At 51.9% G+C, this 14,344-nt stretch carries 14 protein-coding genes and 1 tRNA gene; 3 read left to right on the top strand and 12 right to left on the bottom strand.

Features of this window, described 5'->3' with window-relative positions; all coding sequences use genetic code 11:
* Positions 1-46: 46 nt before the first annotated feature.
* Positions 47-1,273 (bottom strand): AI-2E family transporter, encoded by a 1,227-nt coding sequence (locus tag AACY98_RS13315; RefSeq protein ID WP_339805765.1) that lies wholly within the window; start codon positions 1,271-1,273, stop codon positions 47-49.
* A gap of 302 nt (positions 1,274-1,575) precedes the next feature.
* Here AACY98_RS13315 and AACY98_RS13320 point away from each other — a divergent pair, with 302 nt between their 5' ends.
* Positions 1,576-2,490 (top strand): LysR family transcriptional regulator, encoded by a 915-nt coding sequence (locus tag AACY98_RS13320; protein WP_339805767.1) that lies wholly within the window; start codon positions 1,576-1,578, stop codon positions 2,488-2,490.
* A 50-nt stretch (positions 2,491-2,540) separates the two neighbouring features.
* Here AACY98_RS13320 and lgt read toward each other — a convergent pair whose 3' ends face one another.
* The 11 genes from lgt to AACY98_RS13375 form a co-directional block, all read right to left on the bottom strand.
* Positions 2,541-3,347, bottom strand: coding sequence for a prolipoprotein diacylglyceryl transferase (lgt, locus tag AACY98_RS13325; protein ID WP_339805770.1), 807 nt, complete (start codon positions 3,345-3,347; stop codon positions 2,541-2,543).
* Positions 3,348-3,516: 169 nt separating this feature from the next.
* Positions 3,517-3,592, bottom strand: a tRNA-Lys gene (locus AACY98_RS13330).
* An 83-nt stretch (positions 3,593-3,675) separates the two neighbouring features.
* Positions 3,676-4,434 (bottom strand): hypothetical protein, encoded by a 759-nt coding sequence (locus AACY98_RS13335; protein WP_339805772.1) that lies wholly within the window; start codon positions 4,432-4,434, stop codon positions 3,676-3,678.
* Positions 4,435-4,439: 5 nt separating this feature from the next.
* Entirely contained in the window at positions 4,440-5,297 is an 858-nt protein-coding gene (aroE, locus tag AACY98_RS13340) for a shikimate dehydrogenase (protein WP_339805774.1), read from the bottom strand.
* A 49-nt stretch (positions 5,298-5,346) separates the two neighbouring features.
* The gene (locus AACY98_RS13345) at positions 5,347-6,468 is read right to left on the bottom strand and encodes an energy transducer TonB family protein (protein ID WP_339805776.1); all 1,122 of its coding nucleotides are present in this window, start codon (positions 6,466-6,468) and stop codon (positions 5,347-5,349) included.
* Between the two features lie 37 nt (positions 6,469-6,505).
* A complete protein-coding gene (locus AACY98_RS13350) occupies positions 6,506-8,521 on the bottom strand; it encodes a ribonuclease catalytic domain-containing protein (RefSeq protein ID WP_339805848.1) in 2,016 nt (671 codons plus the stop codon).
* 222 nt (positions 8,522-8,743) lie between these two features.
* The gene (locus tag AACY98_RS13355; protein ID WP_339805778.1) at positions 8,744-9,343 is read right to left on the bottom strand and encodes a CHAP domain-containing protein; all 600 of its coding nucleotides are present in this window, start codon (positions 9,341-9,343) and stop codon (positions 8,744-8,746) included.
* A 54-nt stretch (positions 9,344-9,397) separates the two neighbouring features.
* A complete protein-coding gene (locus AACY98_RS13360; RefSeq protein ID WP_339805780.1) occupies positions 9,398-9,979 on the bottom strand; it encodes a YqiA/YcfP family alpha/beta fold hydrolase in 582 nt (193 codons plus the stop codon).
* A 157-nt stretch (positions 9,980-10,136) separates the two neighbouring features.
* Positions 10,137-10,484, bottom strand: a complete 348-nt coding sequence (locus AACY98_RS13365) for a hypothetical protein (protein ID WP_339805782.1) — start codon at positions 10,482-10,484, stop codon at positions 10,137-10,139.
* Between the two features lie 119 nt (positions 10,485-10,603).
* Entirely contained in the window at positions 10,604-12,034 is a 1,431-nt protein-coding gene (mpl, locus tag AACY98_RS13370; RefSeq protein ID WP_339805784.1) for a UDP-N-acetylmuramate:L-alanyl-gamma-D-glutamyl-meso-diaminopimelate ligase, read from the bottom strand.
* Between the two features lie 66 nt (positions 12,035-12,100).
* On the bottom strand, positions 12,101-12,706 hold the full coding sequence (locus AACY98_RS13375; RefSeq protein WP_339805786.1) for a YceD family protein: 606 nt from the start codon (positions 12,704-12,706) through the stop codon (positions 12,101-12,103).
* 115 nt (positions 12,707-12,821) lie between these two features.
* Between AACY98_RS13375 and AACY98_RS13380 the strand changes: the two genes are divergently transcribed.
* A complete protein-coding gene (locus AACY98_RS13380) occupies positions 12,822-13,427 on the top strand; it encodes a Maf family nucleotide pyrophosphatase (protein ID WP_339805788.1) in 606 nt (201 codons plus the stop codon).
* A gap of 18 nt (positions 13,428-13,445) precedes the next feature.
* Positions 13,446-14,246: an SAM-dependent methyltransferase gene (locus AACY98_RS13385; protein WP_339805790.1), complete on the top strand. Its 801-nt coding sequence runs from the start codon at positions 13,446-13,448 to the stop codon at positions 14,244-14,246.
* Positions 14,247-14,344 lie beyond the last annotated feature (98 nt).

Raw genomic sequence — 14,344 nt, forward strand, 5'->3', positions numbered from 1 at the left:
GAATTTCTCATGATTTTTACAGCTGAAGAAAAGCGATACCTTTCTTTTATTCTTTAGGCGTTTGCGTATCGGTCCACAGGGGCATGTCTTTTTGTGTGTCCTTACTAGCCCCCCTGCTCTGCTGCTTTTGCTGAGCCGCAGCACCCTCAGGTACTTTTTCTTTTCTGCCTTTTCTGCGTGGACGGTATTGCTGACGCTGTTCTTTTTGCCGGGCTTCTTCGGTACGCTCCTGGTCCAACAGTCCCCAGGCAGCAATGAACAAGGCTGCTATCAAGGGCCCAATGACAAAACCATTCAGACCCACCAGTGACATGCCTCCCAGCGTGGTGATCAGCACAACATAGTCAGGCAATTTGGTGTCTTTGCCCACCAGGATCGGGCGCAGCACATTATCGACCATACCGATCACCAGTGATCCAAACACGATCAGGAATATGCCTGCTCCAATTTTTCCTGTTGCCAGGAAATAGATGGCAACGGGGCCCCATACCAGCGACGCTCCCACAGCAGGCAGCAGCGACAGGAAGCTCATCAGCACGCCCCACAGCAAGGCGCCCTGCACATCCAGTGCATAAAAAGCAATTCCCCCTAAGGCCCCCTGAATTATGGCAACCACAATGTTGCCTTTGACCGTGGCTTTGACGACGGTAATGAATTTCTGGAACAGGTGTTTTTTGTAGCTGGGGCTCAGCGGCACATAATCAACCACTTGCTGGGCCAGTTTCTCGCCGTCCCGGAACAGGAAAAACAACAGATACAGCATGACACAGAATGCCACAGCAAAACCAAAAGCATTCTGTCCCCAGCCAACCAGTGTTTTGCCGACGACAGACGCTGTACTGGCGGCAGCCTGCTCAAATTTAGAACGTATGTCGGCCAATTCTTCCACGCCGATGCGGTCAATCCATTCTTTCAGAGAATCCGGAATGGCGGCCCATAGCTGGTCAAGATAAGGCGTGATGGTTATTTTTCCCGTGGTTTCGTCGGTGATACTTTTGATCAGTGCCATGCATTCCTGCACAATGGCGAAAATGATGAGAATCATCGGGATAATCGCCAGCAATATACACACGGACAAACTGGCAAAAGATGCGGCATTGGGCCGGTCACCAAACAGTTTCAGAAAGCGCCGGTGCAGCGGCATAAAGATCAGGGCCAGAATCAGGGCCCAGAAAATGGCACCGTAAAAGTTGGAGATCACCAGCAGAAATGCCAGCGATACGGCCACAAGCAGCAGTAAAAAGGTGCTTTTTTCAATAGACTGGCGCGTCATTATTTTTTAAGCCTTTAAAGCAAATACAAGGAGTACATCGTCGGGGAACAACGTGTGATCATAAAGCAAAATTACATGAAATATTTTTATAATTCCGTGTCAGTTGTAATCATACCGTAGAATCACAGATTCAGCGACAGCATTGTACTCAATTTGTCTTGAGTGTGACAGTAATGGCTCCTTCTGCCACATGCGAGTAAGGGGGAGCTTTGGGGTATTTTCAACAAAAGGCGGCTTTGAACACGTCAGCGTTAATTTTGAAAAAACTTTACAATAAAAGCCAGTTTTGTTGAATAACATTCATGCTTGAATTACGCCACCTCAAATCGATTCTGGCCATTGCCCAGACGGGTAAACTGGCACTTGCTGCCAAACAGGTTCACCTGACACAGTCTGCCCTGTCGCATCAGTTGCGTGCATTGGAAGATTACTATGGCATATCTCTGTTAACGCGTTCACGTTCTGGCGTGGTATTCACACCAGCCGGAGAACGGTTGCTGGAATTGGCTCGTATGGTCGTCAGTGAAACCAGTCAGGCTGAACGTGACCTGGTACGTATGAAAGATGAATCGGCCAATGAAGAACTGCGTGTGGCGTTGGAATGTCATACATGTTTTGAATGGCTGATGCCGGTGCTGGATACATTCCATGCACGCTGGCCGCAAATCAATATCGACCTGGTTTCCGGTTTTCACAGTGAGCCGGTTGACCTGATTGAGGAAGGTAAGGCCGACCTGGTCATTGCCGGCATCAAGGCGCGCAGCAAACTGCTGACTAATTTTCCTTTATTCCGGTTTGAAATTCTGGCGGTGCTGGCTCCAGGCCATCCGCTGCGACATTGCAAAACAATTCAGGCCAGCGATGTTGCCGGTGAAACGCTGATCACCTACCCGGTTCCAGTTGAAAAAATAGATTTCATCCGGGAGGTTCTGCAACCCGCAGGTATTCACTACAAACGGCGTACCGCAGAGCTGACGCTTAATATTTTGCAACTGGTTGCAAGCCAGCGTGGCATTGCAGCGCTACCCAACTGGGGCGTGAAGAGCTATGTAGACCATGACTATGTGATTGCCCGCCATATCGGTGCGCATGGTTTATGGAGTGAGCTTTATGCAATTGCGTCAAGGCAATTGGCAGTCAAACAATACATTGCTGATTTTGTGCAGATCATAAGGCAGCAGTGCATGAAAACGCTGGATGGCATTGAACTGCTGTAACTGAGATTAAGTGTGCAGCAGAGCCATGTGTTTTTTTCAGTGGGTGGCGCCTATTGCTTATTGCTCTGTCTGGTTCCTGCCCACATATACAAAACGACAGCGCCTAAAATCATGGGTACACACAGCCACTGCCCACGGCTGAGGTCAAAGGCCTGCAGCCCTAAAAAGCTGTCTGGTTCACGGAAAAATTCCACAATGAACCGGAATACGCCATAACCACCAAGAAATAATGCAGACACGCGTGCCCGGGCATGAGGTTTGCGTGCATATACCCACAGAATGATGAAAAGCAAAATGCCTTCCAGAACCAGTTCATACAATTGCGAAGGGTGGCGTGCAATCATATTGCCACTTTGCGGAAAAGCCATGGCCCATGGTAATGACGGGTCTGCCGCCCTGCCCCATAATTCTCCGTTGATGAAGTTGCCAAGCCGGCCTGCAGCAATGCCCAGTGGTATGCATGGGGCCACCAGGTCGGTGATATCAAACCAGTTTCTTTTTTTGACATAGGCATAAATAGCCGATGCCAGCAGTACGCCCAGAAAGCCGCCATGAAAAGACATGCCCCCTTGCTGTAAGGCAAAAATTTCCAAAGGGTGTGCAAGATAGTAGCCCAGCTTGTAAAACAGTATATAGCCCAGGCGTCCGCCCACAACGACCCCGATGACACCGATAAACAGCAGGTCTTCAATATCCTTGCGTTGCCAGCCCTGAGCAGCAATATGGGGTTGTTTGCAACGTAAAGAACCAAGCCACCAAAACAGCAGAAATGCAACCAGGTACATCAGGCCGTACCAATGCACAGAGATGATACCTAAATCAAGGGCTACAGGGTTGAATTGGGGGTGAACCAGCATGATGACAAATGTAACGTTGGGTAGCAGAAGAAAAAAATGCAGGTACCGATTGTCCCACAGAATAAAGCCTTTAATCTGATGCCAGTATCAATCTGTGTTTACATCTATGGGTCAGAAATTTTTCACACATAAAAAAACAGCCACGTCGGGCTGTTTCTGATCAAAATTCTGGTGGGCCCTGCGAGACTCGAACTCGCGACCAACGGATTAAAAGTCCGCTGCTCTACCGACTGAGCTAAAGGCCCTTAAATTTCGAAAGATGGAATTATAACCTGATTTTTTCCTGTTTGGCTAGCCCTTTTTTGAAAATTTTCTTATTCTGCCTGTCTTATGTTTTTGTAGGAAAGTAAGAACCCATGCCAATGCAGGTATCGCCATTATCCCATTCCTCTACATAGGCATAAGCCGGCTCAGAGCCGCTGGCGGGATAACGCCAGAAATGAACCGCGACGGTATCAGATGCAAAATCACCCTCTTCCAGTTCTTTGGCGGTCAGTTGAAAACGGCCAAGGTATGTCAGGTCACGGGCTTTCAGAGAATCTTCATCCAAAATGAATTCGCCATATTCCAGTCGCAGGTAGCGAGGCACTTCCCGTTCAGTTTCTTCATCAAGCCCTGTTGTGCCAAACCACGGTGCTTCTTCCTGTATTTCATTTTCTGCTTTTTGGTTACGGGTATCCTCATCTTCAACCAACATGCCATCCGGATGAATTTCAAAATAATTTTCATAGCCTGATCCTCCCAGCAAGTCGGGATTAGACGGATGTGCAACAGGTTTAGGAAAGTATTTTTTAAAGGTTTGTATGACTTCTTCGGCATCTGCGGGCAGTGCATAGGCGCTTAACTGCTCAAACATGGATGTCTGCTCCTGCTTGTATTCGGCTGCGGTGAGCCAGCGTTGGTATTTAAGCGTGATGGTCAAACTTTGGTCAGTATTGACTGTTTTCAGCAGATGCAGGGTATCGTGTGCAGACAAGTTCTGATGGGACAGCTTTGTTTCGGCAGGCAATGCACATAGTTCCTGGTATGTTTTGTTTTTGTATTGCTCAAGCACTGCATTGAATGAATCAAAAGAAAATGGATTCATGGGTTTTACAGCTCCTTACGCAGTTGATCAAGTACCGGAGCACCATCAGGGCGTACGCCACGCCAGAACAAAAACGACTCAGCTGCCTGCTCCACCAGCATACCCAAGCCATCGCGCCCGCAGGCCTGGTGTGACTGTGCCCAGCTTAGGAATGGCTGAGCTGCCGGACCATACATCATGTCCAGCGCCATGGCTCCTGGGCGTAAAACTGTGGCAGAAACCGGTACCCCGGCACCTTCAAGGCTGCTGGAAGTCCCGTTGATCACCACGTGGTAGCTGCTGCCACAATCCTGCAGGTTTGTTGCCTTTAATTCCACCTCATTTGTTTGTGCCAGAGCTGAGTGTCTGGCGATTAAAGCCTGTGCTTTATCCAGACTGCGGTTCGCCACAGTGATGCGTTCAGGGCAGGCTTCAATCAGGGGGCCCAGTACACCGGATGATGCGCCTCCTGCGCCAATCAGTAATACATGCTGCCCACGCAAGGGCGTGCCGGCATTGTGGGTGATATCGCGCACCAGGCCGGCGCCATCGGTATTATCGGCCTGCCAGGATTGGTCTGGTAATGTGGCGTCAAATCGCAGCGTATTAGCGGCACCTGCCAACTGGGCGCGTGGGGTTGCATGGGTAGCGAGTTTCAATGCTTCAAATTTGAAAGGAACGGTCACATTGGCACCATGTGCGCCAGAAGCGGCAAAATCCGCAATGCATTGTGTAAAACCATCTAAAGGAGACAGCAGCCTGCCATAATGGATCTCCTGACCGGTGGCCTGCGCAAATAAGGCATGTATACGCGGAGACAGGCTGTGCTCAACAGGGTTGCCAACAACAGCATAGATGTTGGAGTGTGAAAGCTGGCGGCTCATAGCGTAACCCTTATGACGAAATCAAAAATGCAGAGCCCGGTTTCAGGCATCACTGAGGGTTGACCCGCTCCATCAACTCCGTTGTCAGCTTGCCTTCATTCAGGAAGTTAAAGCGCATGACGAAGACAAACTCCACGTTCTGCTCAACACGCAGCAGTTCTGGCGGGGCAGCGGAAAATGGGCCGGCCTTCAGCGCAATGGCCTGGGCCTGGCGGTCCAGCACGGCATTGCCAGAGCTTTGCAGGACGCTGGCACTGACCATTTGCCCCTTCGGGCTTACCACCACTTCCATCAAAAGGGAGCCATACAACGGCAATCCTGCATATTGAGGGAAGCTCTCTGTGCCGCGTTGTTCAATTTTCTGCCGGACCATGTCGTAGTACATGGCCTGCGCATCGCTTCGGGCTGCTGGGCCGATGTACATGCGCCGGGGACGTGCATTTTCTTCCTGAATACGCTGTTCAATGGCTGCAATGGTATTGGAAAGCTGCCGCCTGCGCTCTTCCTCGGCTCTGCGGCGCGGGTCATTTTCGCCCCAACTGGGATCAATCGGGGGAAGCTGCGCGTATTGTGCTTTAACCTGATTCAGTAGGCGCATGGATTCTTCTCGTGCGGAATTGAGTTCGGCCTGGATTTCTTCAAAGGAGTCTCCCGCAGAGAAAACCTCGGAATGCGTTTCTGAAGAGGTTGCGTAGACCTTTTCTTCTGAATCCCCGCCGCCGGCATAGTTGTACTGGGCTCTGACCTGAGGGTTGGTGGGCGCTTCCTCGCTTTGTGCGTTGATGAGCACCACTTCAAGCGACGAGCGCTGGAAGAAGTCATTAATGGCTTCGGGGTCAGTGAACTTAATGGTCAGTAAAGCCAGGTGGAAAACAACCGACACGATGATGGCGGTACGCAAAACCGTATTGGATTGCTTGGGCGTCAGTGCGGAATCCAGGTCCAGCAGCACCGGCGCAGGTGTGGCAGCAGGCTCGGCCTTTTTCCTCCGCCTGGGGGCAGTTGTTCCGGTAGCGGCTTTGCTTTTCTTCTTTGTTTCAGCCGTTTTAGGCGATGCTTTAGCTGCCCTTGGCGCTCTGGTTGTTTTGGCAGCCTTGGGCACTTTAGGTGTCTGTGCGGCGTCATCTGCTGCCGGATCAGGTGCTGCGTTTTTTTTGCTTCCCGGACTCAATCCCTTTACCTCTGTTTTCTGTAATTCTGCTATTTTACTAGAGAGTCGCCTGTCCTTCTTCACCGGCCTGTATATCTACTGCCAGTTCAATCGGGCCGGTCATGGCATCATCATCTTCATCAGCGCTTTCTTCATCGGTTTGCTGCGGGGTATCCTGCCCGGCAACGCCAATGGTTTGTACAACCTTCTCAAGCTGTGCACTGACATCCAGTGTCAGCAGGTCAACAGTGGTAATCTTAACAAGAACCACAGTACCGCGGGGCTGGTTTTGGGCTCCGACAGCCAAAAAAACCAGTGGCAAGTGGCTGGCACGCACCATTCCGTCTCTCATGACGGTAGCTTCCAGCTCAGTTATGCCCTGCTGCTGCAGATAAAGCAAAGTCCAGTACCGTTCAATGGTGCGCTGAAAACCGTTATAACCTGTATAGGCTGCCTCAAAGGCGGAAATGATGGAGAACAAGTCTGCATCTTTGGACTTGAATGGCGCTGCCAGAGCGGCAGTGGAGCCATGTTTGGCACATGCAATGATCTGCCACTGGTTCACCAGGTCGGTGTAGCGGCGCAGCGGCGATGTGCTCCATATGTATTGCGGCACGCCTAGCCCCGCATGCGGCAAGGCTTTGGTGCTCATGCGCACTTTGACGCCAGGAGCCATGCTGTACTGGCTGCGGTAAATGCCCGGCACCCCGACCGAGGCAAGCCAGCCGCCCCAGGTGGCATTGGCCACAATCATGCTTTCAGCAACAATCAGGTCCAGGGGAGAGCCGCGTTTACGTTCTCCAATGCTGACCTGTTCACTGCCGACAGGTTCTGTTGTGCTGGTTTGGCCATTTTCATCCAGCAGGCGAAAAGCATAGTCCGGATGATGGAACAGCTCGGGCTTGCCGCGCACTTCTTCGCGTTTGGCTTTCAGATGCCTGGACAGTTTAAACAGAAACGCCAGTTCATTGGCGTATTCATAATCAGCCGGGGCCTGCCCGGAGAGCGTTTCTTCGGTAATGCTGTCTTCGAGCAGATCGTAGCGCAGGTTGCGCTCAATCGGTACCTGCTCAAGCCGTGTGACCTGGCCTTTGAATTCAAGTGACTGTTCGTCATAGCTGGCATACAGTGAAACCGCTGGGCATGCCTGCCCTTCCAGCAAGGTAAATTGCTGCACGATTTCATCAGGAAGCATGGTGATTTTCCAGCCCGGCATATAGACTGTGGAAAGCCGGTTGCGTGCCACATGGTCTATGGCATCGGCGGGTGAAATGCCCAGCCCCGGCGCTGCAATGTGAATCCCCAGGGTGACGGTACCGCTGCCTAGCCCTTGTACAGATAAGGCATCATCAATTTCGGTGGTTGCCGAATCATCAATGCTGAATGCTCGCACATCGGCCAATGGCAAATCACTCGTGGCTTTCAGAGCAGGCTCGGGTAAAGATGACGGAAACTGTGTTCCCTTGGGGAAAAACTCATATAAAAACCGCTGCCAGTGAAACTGGTAGGCCGATGAAATGGCGCCGGAGCGTTTGAATAAGTCCAGTGGTGACACCTGACTTTGCCGGCTGGCCTGGACAACGGCTTTGTATTCCAGTGAGTTTTTATCCGGTTTGAACAAAATTTTGTACAGTTGTTCGCGGATATTTTCCGGACAGCGCCCTTCTATCAGTTCCTGTGCCCAGGCGTCGACCTGCAGTTGCTGTTGCTGCTTGCGTTCAATGGCAAGCAATGCGGCTTTCACAATTTCTTCGGGGGCTTTTTTAAAGCGTCCCTTCCCTGCACGCCGGAAATAATGCGGCGCCTCAAAAAGACGGAACAGCACCGCTGCCTGCTGAACCGGCGTAGCGCCGGCATCGTAATAGTCGCGAGCGAAGTCGGTAAAGCTGAACTCGTCTGCCGGGGCAAACTCCCAGGCCAGATCAAGGTCGATTTCAGGGCAGAGTGCCTGTGCCTGTGCTATCAGCTCAGATGGCTGCGGCTGTTCAAATGTCAGCACGATATTGGCAGCTTTGACCTTAATGCGGCGGCCGGAATCCAGTTCTACCTGAGCCGAAGTATCCGTTTGTGACATGATCCGTCCGGCTAAAAATTTGCCACCATCATCAAACAAAGCAAAAGTCAAAATCGGTTCCTCTCAAAACATGCACAGTGCCAATATCCGCTGCATGCGATAAAGCTGCCTAAAAGCGGGCGGCTTATTTTAACGGGTTTATCGTTTTGCCTGGATTTTAGATCAATTAAGGCGTGTTAACACGCTCTGGTGCGCCGGGGGACATACAGCCGGCTCCTGTCATCAGGGAGGGAGTCTTAAAAAGCCCAGGACAGCCGAGTGATCAATACGCCACTGCCCATCGGCATCGTGCAGCAGTTTGAATGATTCTCTGGGGCTTGCAAAAGGGCCCGGATTTTGTTGCACGATTTCGATGGCATCTTCTGTAACCGCTGAAATGACGGCAACATGCCCGTAACGGTTCAGTAGCGTGGCGCGAAATACCAGCAGATCATCTGCCTGCGGCATGACTGTGCTGCCGTTGCTGAACTGAAGCATGCCCCGCTGAGGATTCAGCGCGCCGCTTTCCAGTTGGGTATTAAAAAAACTTTTGGCATGGCCGTAAGAGTCGGGCATTTTATGCCCGAAACGTACATAATAATAACGTTTTACAAATTCAACACACTGGTATTCAAGCCCCAGGTTGTAGCCGTCGGCAGTGGTGTTTCTGCCGCGTACATGGTTGACACCACCGTTGTAATAGACAGGAACGCCGTGAAGCGCATCAACCACTTCGCCTACCTGCCGCTTAGGATGGATGTTGTACTGTGTCACTGCATAGTAGCATCCTGCCGACAGTAATATGAAACCTGCCAATGATGCGATAAGCCATTTCTTTTTCATTCGTTCTCATCCAATAGTGTGATGGCTTGTCATCGCAGCATAGGGAGGTCTGTATCATGTCCCTAAGCCGATGAAGTCAAACACATCATCCATATATTGATCAAAATCCGTCAACTGGTGATCACTGCCTTCCAAAACCAGTTGCTCACTGCCCTTATAGTGTTTGACGGCTTCTTTGTAGTCCAGCACATCATCGCCTTTGGCTGCAATCAGAAAATAGCGCTCCGGCATGGTCAAGGTGACCTGCAGCGCATGCAGTTCTTCAATGTACTGTGGCTGAAAATAAATCTGTTCTTCCTGCGGGATGTCGGTATGCTCTTGCATGAACTTTTCAATATCCCGCGCCGGATTGACCGCAGGGTTCAGCAGCACCGCACCACAGCGCTTATGCTCTGCCACATAGGTGGCATAGAATCCGCCAAGTGATGAGCCGATGATGCCCATCTGGTGCCCCTGCCAGCTTTCAATGTGGTTCATCACCATCTCCATGGCTGCTTTGGGAGATGGCGGCAGTTGCGGGCAATACCATTCAATGCGGTCGCCTTGTTTGCGTAACTGCTGTACACGTGCATCGCATTTCTGTGCCTTGACAGATTGGGAGGATGAGCGGAATCCATGCAAATAGAGTAATTTCATAACGGGAGGCCTTTGGTCAGTGAGGCAGTTGAAACAATATGCTTATACGACCAGAGAATACAATAAAAACGGCTACCCCGGATAAAACGCACTCATTTTGCACTGACGCCCTGCTGCTGCATTCGCCCGCCATGATGTTACTGCAAACACAGCAGTTTCATATCAGGGACGTGCGGACATGCTGCCGTTGCCATGACCCTGAACGCAGGCCTTTTTCATGCCACAGCTTGGCATTCCAATGCTTGCCCTGTGCTTCAAGTTCAAGGTATTCATCCTCACTCATGTAAATAGGCTCTGGCGCCGTGATGGGTTCGCCGTAGGATGCCACCGCCAGTACAGGCGAGGCACCGCCCTGACCTGCTGCTGACATGTCCGCATACAAATAATACAGACCCGAATGGTATGTGGGCAAAACATCCAGTGCTGCGTATGTTTGCGCTGATGCATGGCTTGCAGCAACAGCCGTCAGCAGTGCAACACCCCATAAGCGAAGCTTGCTTGTCATGATTCACACCTCCTTTGACATCGTGCAGTGATATTGATTGTTATTATTTCTGCATGGTGTGAAAGGCCAATGAAGTCTATGTGAACTTCATGTGAAATGTGTGTGAAGTTTGACCAGTTTCAAGCAGTTGCTGGTCTGAATTTTTCTGCCAGCGCTGCCAGCAGCTTGGCATGGATGCCGCCAAAACCGCCGTTGCTCATGCAAACAATCTGGTCGCCCGGCTGACTGGCTGAAACGACTTGTTGTACAAGTGTATCCAGATGGTTGATAACATGGGCTTTGGCACCCATGGGGGACAGTGCGGCCTGAACATCCCAGCCCAGCCCGTTGTCATAACAGAAAACCACATCGGCATGCTCAAGCGCCCACGGCAGTTGGCTGCTCATGGTGCCCAGTTTCATGGTATTGGAGCGTGGTTCAAATACGGCCAGGATACGGCCGGACCGGCTGCCCGATTTATCGTGCAGACCGTCAATAGTAGTGCGGATGGCCGTAGGATGGTGGGCAAAATCATCATAAACGGTGATGTTGCTGACCGTGCCTTTCAGCTCCATACGGCGTTTGACATTTTCAAACGAGGCCAGGGTCTGTGCAGCCTGCCCAGGCGCAATACCGACATGTTCTGCTGCGGCAATGGCGGCAACGGCATTGAGCTGATTGTGCTCACCAAGCAGCGCCCAGTTCACCTGCCCGGCAGGTTCCCCGTTTTTAAACACATCAAAGTGTTCTGCTGTGCCTTTGTATGTCCACTGCGGATACTGTTCTGTGTTGAGCATGGAGCCCGGAGTATGGCCAAACCATGCCTGTTCGCTCCAGCAGCCGCGCTCAATCACGCGTTGCAGGCTTTCCTGCATACCGTTGATGACGATGCGGCCCTGCCCGGCAACCGTGCGCACCAGGTGATGGAACTGAACTTCTATGGCTGTCAGATCAGGAAAAATATCGGCATGGTCATACTCGAGGTTATTCAAAATGGCTGTTCGCGGCCGATAGTGAACAAATTTACTGCGTTTGTCGAAAAAAGCAGTGTCATATTCGTCAGCCTCAATCACAAAAACATTGCCCAGACCGCTTGGCAGCGGCGCATCGGGTTGCAAACGGCCCAACCGGGCTGAAACACCAAAATTCTGGGGAACACCGCCAACCAGAAAACCGGGTTCCATGCCATTGGCCTGTAAGACATGCGCCAGCATCGATGTGGTGGTGGTTTTGCCATGCGTACCCGCCACTGCCATGACATGCCGGCCGGCCAGCATGTGTTCAGCCAGCCACTGGGGGCCGCTGGTGTAAGGCAGCGCTGCATTCAAAATGGCTTCCATCAGCGGATTGCCGCGTTTGACGACGTTGCCAATGACAAACACATCCGGTTTCAGGCCCAACTGATCCGCAGAGAACCCCTCGATCAAATCGATTCCCAACGCGCGCAACTGGTCGCTCATGGGCGGGTAGACATTGGCGTCACACCCTGTGACTTTATGCCCGGCCTCCCGTGCCAATGCGGCCAGGCCGCCCATAAAGGTACCGCAAATTCCCAGAATATGGATGTGCATATAAACTCTTTTTACCTGATCAGAATGTCAAAGCGCCCTGTATGGCGCTGTGTTGTTTGGGAAATTTCAGTGCAGTTTTTTCCGCAATGTTTCCAGCGCTGCAAAGGGATTCGGCTTTTCAGCCTCCTCGCCGTTTTGCACATTGGGTTGTTCATCATCATCACTGATTTCGAGCATCATGCCGGCCCGGTCCAGGCCAGGCACCAGCGGATCAGGACAGATTTCGTGCAATGGAATCAACGGCAGCGCCATGATCAGTTCATCTTCGCATAAAGCAGGTAAATCCAGCGCGCGGGTCAGCGACAGGACTTCTTCTTCGCTTTCTCCGTCTTCCAGTGTGGCCTGCTCTTCTGTTGCAACAAAACGGTAAGACAGTTCCAGAGGAACCAGTTGCAGCAGGTCTTGCAGGCAGCGCTGGCAACGCAGCGGGATTTGTGCCTCCAGCGTCAGAAACAGCCAAAGCTGCGGCTCTCCAATGCGCTGAGGCTTGAATTCTCCACGTGCCCTCCAGTGTGCAATGGGCGTAGAACTGGTGATTCCTGCTGGCAGCGGAGCAACGCATAAATCAGCCAGCCGGGGCATATCGTCCAGGCTGAGCGAGCCGGTCAGCTCTTCTTCCCTGCGTGCAAATTCTGCCACGTTGAGTTTACGAACGGATAGAGGCGTTTTCATGGTTAGTCACACCCAAAATCATCTGAAACATGCATTGTATCGGGTTGTGCCGAAGAATACCCTACTTCTTTGGCAATACTGCAATGGTACCTTGTTTATTTTAAAATCCCAAGCTATGACAACAAGTACACAACCGTCTTTTCCGCCAGACATCATTCTGGCTTCAACTTCGCGCTACCGGCGTGAGCTGCTGCAACGTCTGCGGCTGCCTTTCAATGTACACAAGCCGGAAGTGGATGAAACGCCCTTAGCCGGAGAAACACCAGTTCAGTTGGCACAGCGGCTGGCCGTTGCCAAAGCACAGGTGGTATCTGTTAAGCATCCGCAGGCACTGGTGATTGGATCAGACCAGGTGGCTGATCTGCATGGGCAGGCCATCGGTAAGCCCGGCAATTACGATAAGGCTTTTGAACAGCTCAGGCGCATGAGCGGGCAGACGGTGATCTTTCAGACAGCGGTGTCTGTCGTTTGCCAGGCCAGCGCTTTTCAGCAATGTGAACTGGTTGCGGTGAGGGTTGAATTCCGGCAGTTGAATGATGCTGAGATCGACCGCTATCTGCGTGCAGAGGAACCTTATGACTGTGCAGGCAGTGCAAAATCTGAAGGTTTGGGCATTACCCTGCTCAATGCCATTTATAACGATGACCCGATGGCGCTGATTGGATTGCCGCTGATTGCAACGGCACGGCTGCTGCGTGCAGCCGGCGTTTCATTGCCCTGAGGTTGCGTAGACGCTGATATGGCAGATCAAAATACAGTAACTGATACGGGGACGCTCTGGCTGGTCCCGGCTCCTTTGGACTTCGGCACCGAGTCCCCGGTCGCGCTGGATGCCATCATTCCGCGTGATGTGATAGCCCAGGCCGCGCAAATCACCCATTGGGTGGTTGAAAACGCCAAAACTGCCCGCGCGGTGTTAAAGCGTGTCAATGAAATTTCTCCTTTAGCGCTTCCGCTGCAACAGATGCATATTGCAGAGCTGCCCCGGCAGGTGCATAAGCAAGGTGATGCAGGATTTGATGCCCGTGCATTGATGCAGCCCGCATTGCAGGGCAATGATATAGGGCTGATGTCTGAAGCCGGACTGCCGGCGGTTGCCGATCCGGGCTCTTCCGTTGTGCGTGCCGCCCATGCTTTGCATATTCCAGTCCGTCCTCTGGTCGGCCCCTCCTCTATCCTGCTGGCGTTGATGGGGAGCGGCATGAACGGGCAAAGTTTTGCTTTTGTCGGCTATCTTCCGGTGCAGGCAGACGAGCGGGCACGACGGATCAGTGAACTGGAAAAGCTGGCATTGCGCTTTGGGCAAACCCAGTTGTTCATAGAAACGCCTTACCGCAATGAAGCCATGATGCAAGCCCTGTTGGCCACACTGGCTCCTGATACCCAATTGGCTGTTGCTGCTGGCGTCACCCTGCCCAGCGGGTGGCAGCACAGCATGAAAGTCAGTGCCTGGAAGCAGGAGGCTCAAAACGGTTGGAAAAAACTCCGGCTCAGCGCCGAGCAATGGAAGCTGCCCGCAGTTTTTGCCATTGGCAAATAGCCTGATGCGAATCAGATGGCCGGTTCATGCCATATGAACAGGTTTTCTATGCATAAACGGGTAAAAGTACGCAGTTTGCCAATGTCCCTGCCTGTTTA

Origin of the sequence: Saezia sanguinis, from assembly GCF_963921665.1 — a bacterium.
In the GTDB taxonomy this organism is placed as follows: Bacteria; Pseudomonadota; Gammaproteobacteria; order Burkholderiales; family Burkholderiaceae_C; genus Saezia; species Saezia sanguinis.

Coding starts and splice junctions, on each gene's coding strand:
- AACY98_RS13315 (WP_339805765.1), bottom strand. CDS start 1,273: ATGACGCGCCAGTCTATTGAAAAAAGCACCTTTTTACTGCTGCTTGTG.
- AACY98_RS13320 (WP_339805767.1), top strand. CDS start 1,576: ATGCTTGAATTACGCCACCTCAAATCGATTCTGGCCATTGCCCAGACG.
- lgt (WP_339805770.1), bottom strand. CDS start 3,347: ATGCTGGTTCACCCCCAATTCAACCCTGTAGCCCTTGATTTAGGTATC.
- AACY98_RS13335 (WP_339805772.1), bottom strand. CDS start 4,434: ATGAATCCATTTTCTTTTGATTCATTCAATGCAGTGCTTGAGCAATAC.
- aroE (WP_339805774.1), bottom strand. CDS start 5,297: ATGAGCCGCCAGCTTTCACACTCCAACATCTATGCTGTTGTTGGCAAC.
- AACY98_RS13350 (WP_339805848.1), bottom strand. CDS start 8,521: ATGTCACAAACGGATACTTCGGCTCAGGTAGAACTGGATTCCGGCCGC.
- AACY98_RS13355 (WP_339805778.1), bottom strand. CDS start 9,343: ATGAAAAAGAAATGGCTTATCGCATCATTGGCAGGTTTCATATTACTG.
- AACY98_RS13360 (WP_339805780.1), bottom strand. CDS start 9,979: ATGAAATTACTCTATTTGCATGGATTCCGCTCATCCTCCCAATCTGTC.
- AACY98_RS13365 (WP_339805782.1), bottom strand. CDS start 10,484: ATGACAAGCAAGCTTCGCTTATGGGGTGTTGCACTGCTGACGGCTGTT.
- mpl (WP_339805784.1), bottom strand. CDS start 12,034: ATGCACATCCATATTCTGGGAATTTGCGGTACCTTTATGGGCGGCCTG.
- AACY98_RS13375 (WP_339805786.1), bottom strand. CDS start 12,706: ATGAAAACGCCTCTATCCGTTCGTAAACTCAACGTGGCAGAATTTGCA.
- AACY98_RS13380 (WP_339805788.1), top strand. CDS start 12,822: ATGACAACAAGTACACAACCGTCTTTTCCGCCAGACATCATTCTGGCT.
- AACY98_RS13385 (WP_339805790.1), top strand. CDS start 13,446: ATGGCAGATCAAAATACAGTAACTGATACGGGGACGCTCTGGCTGGTC.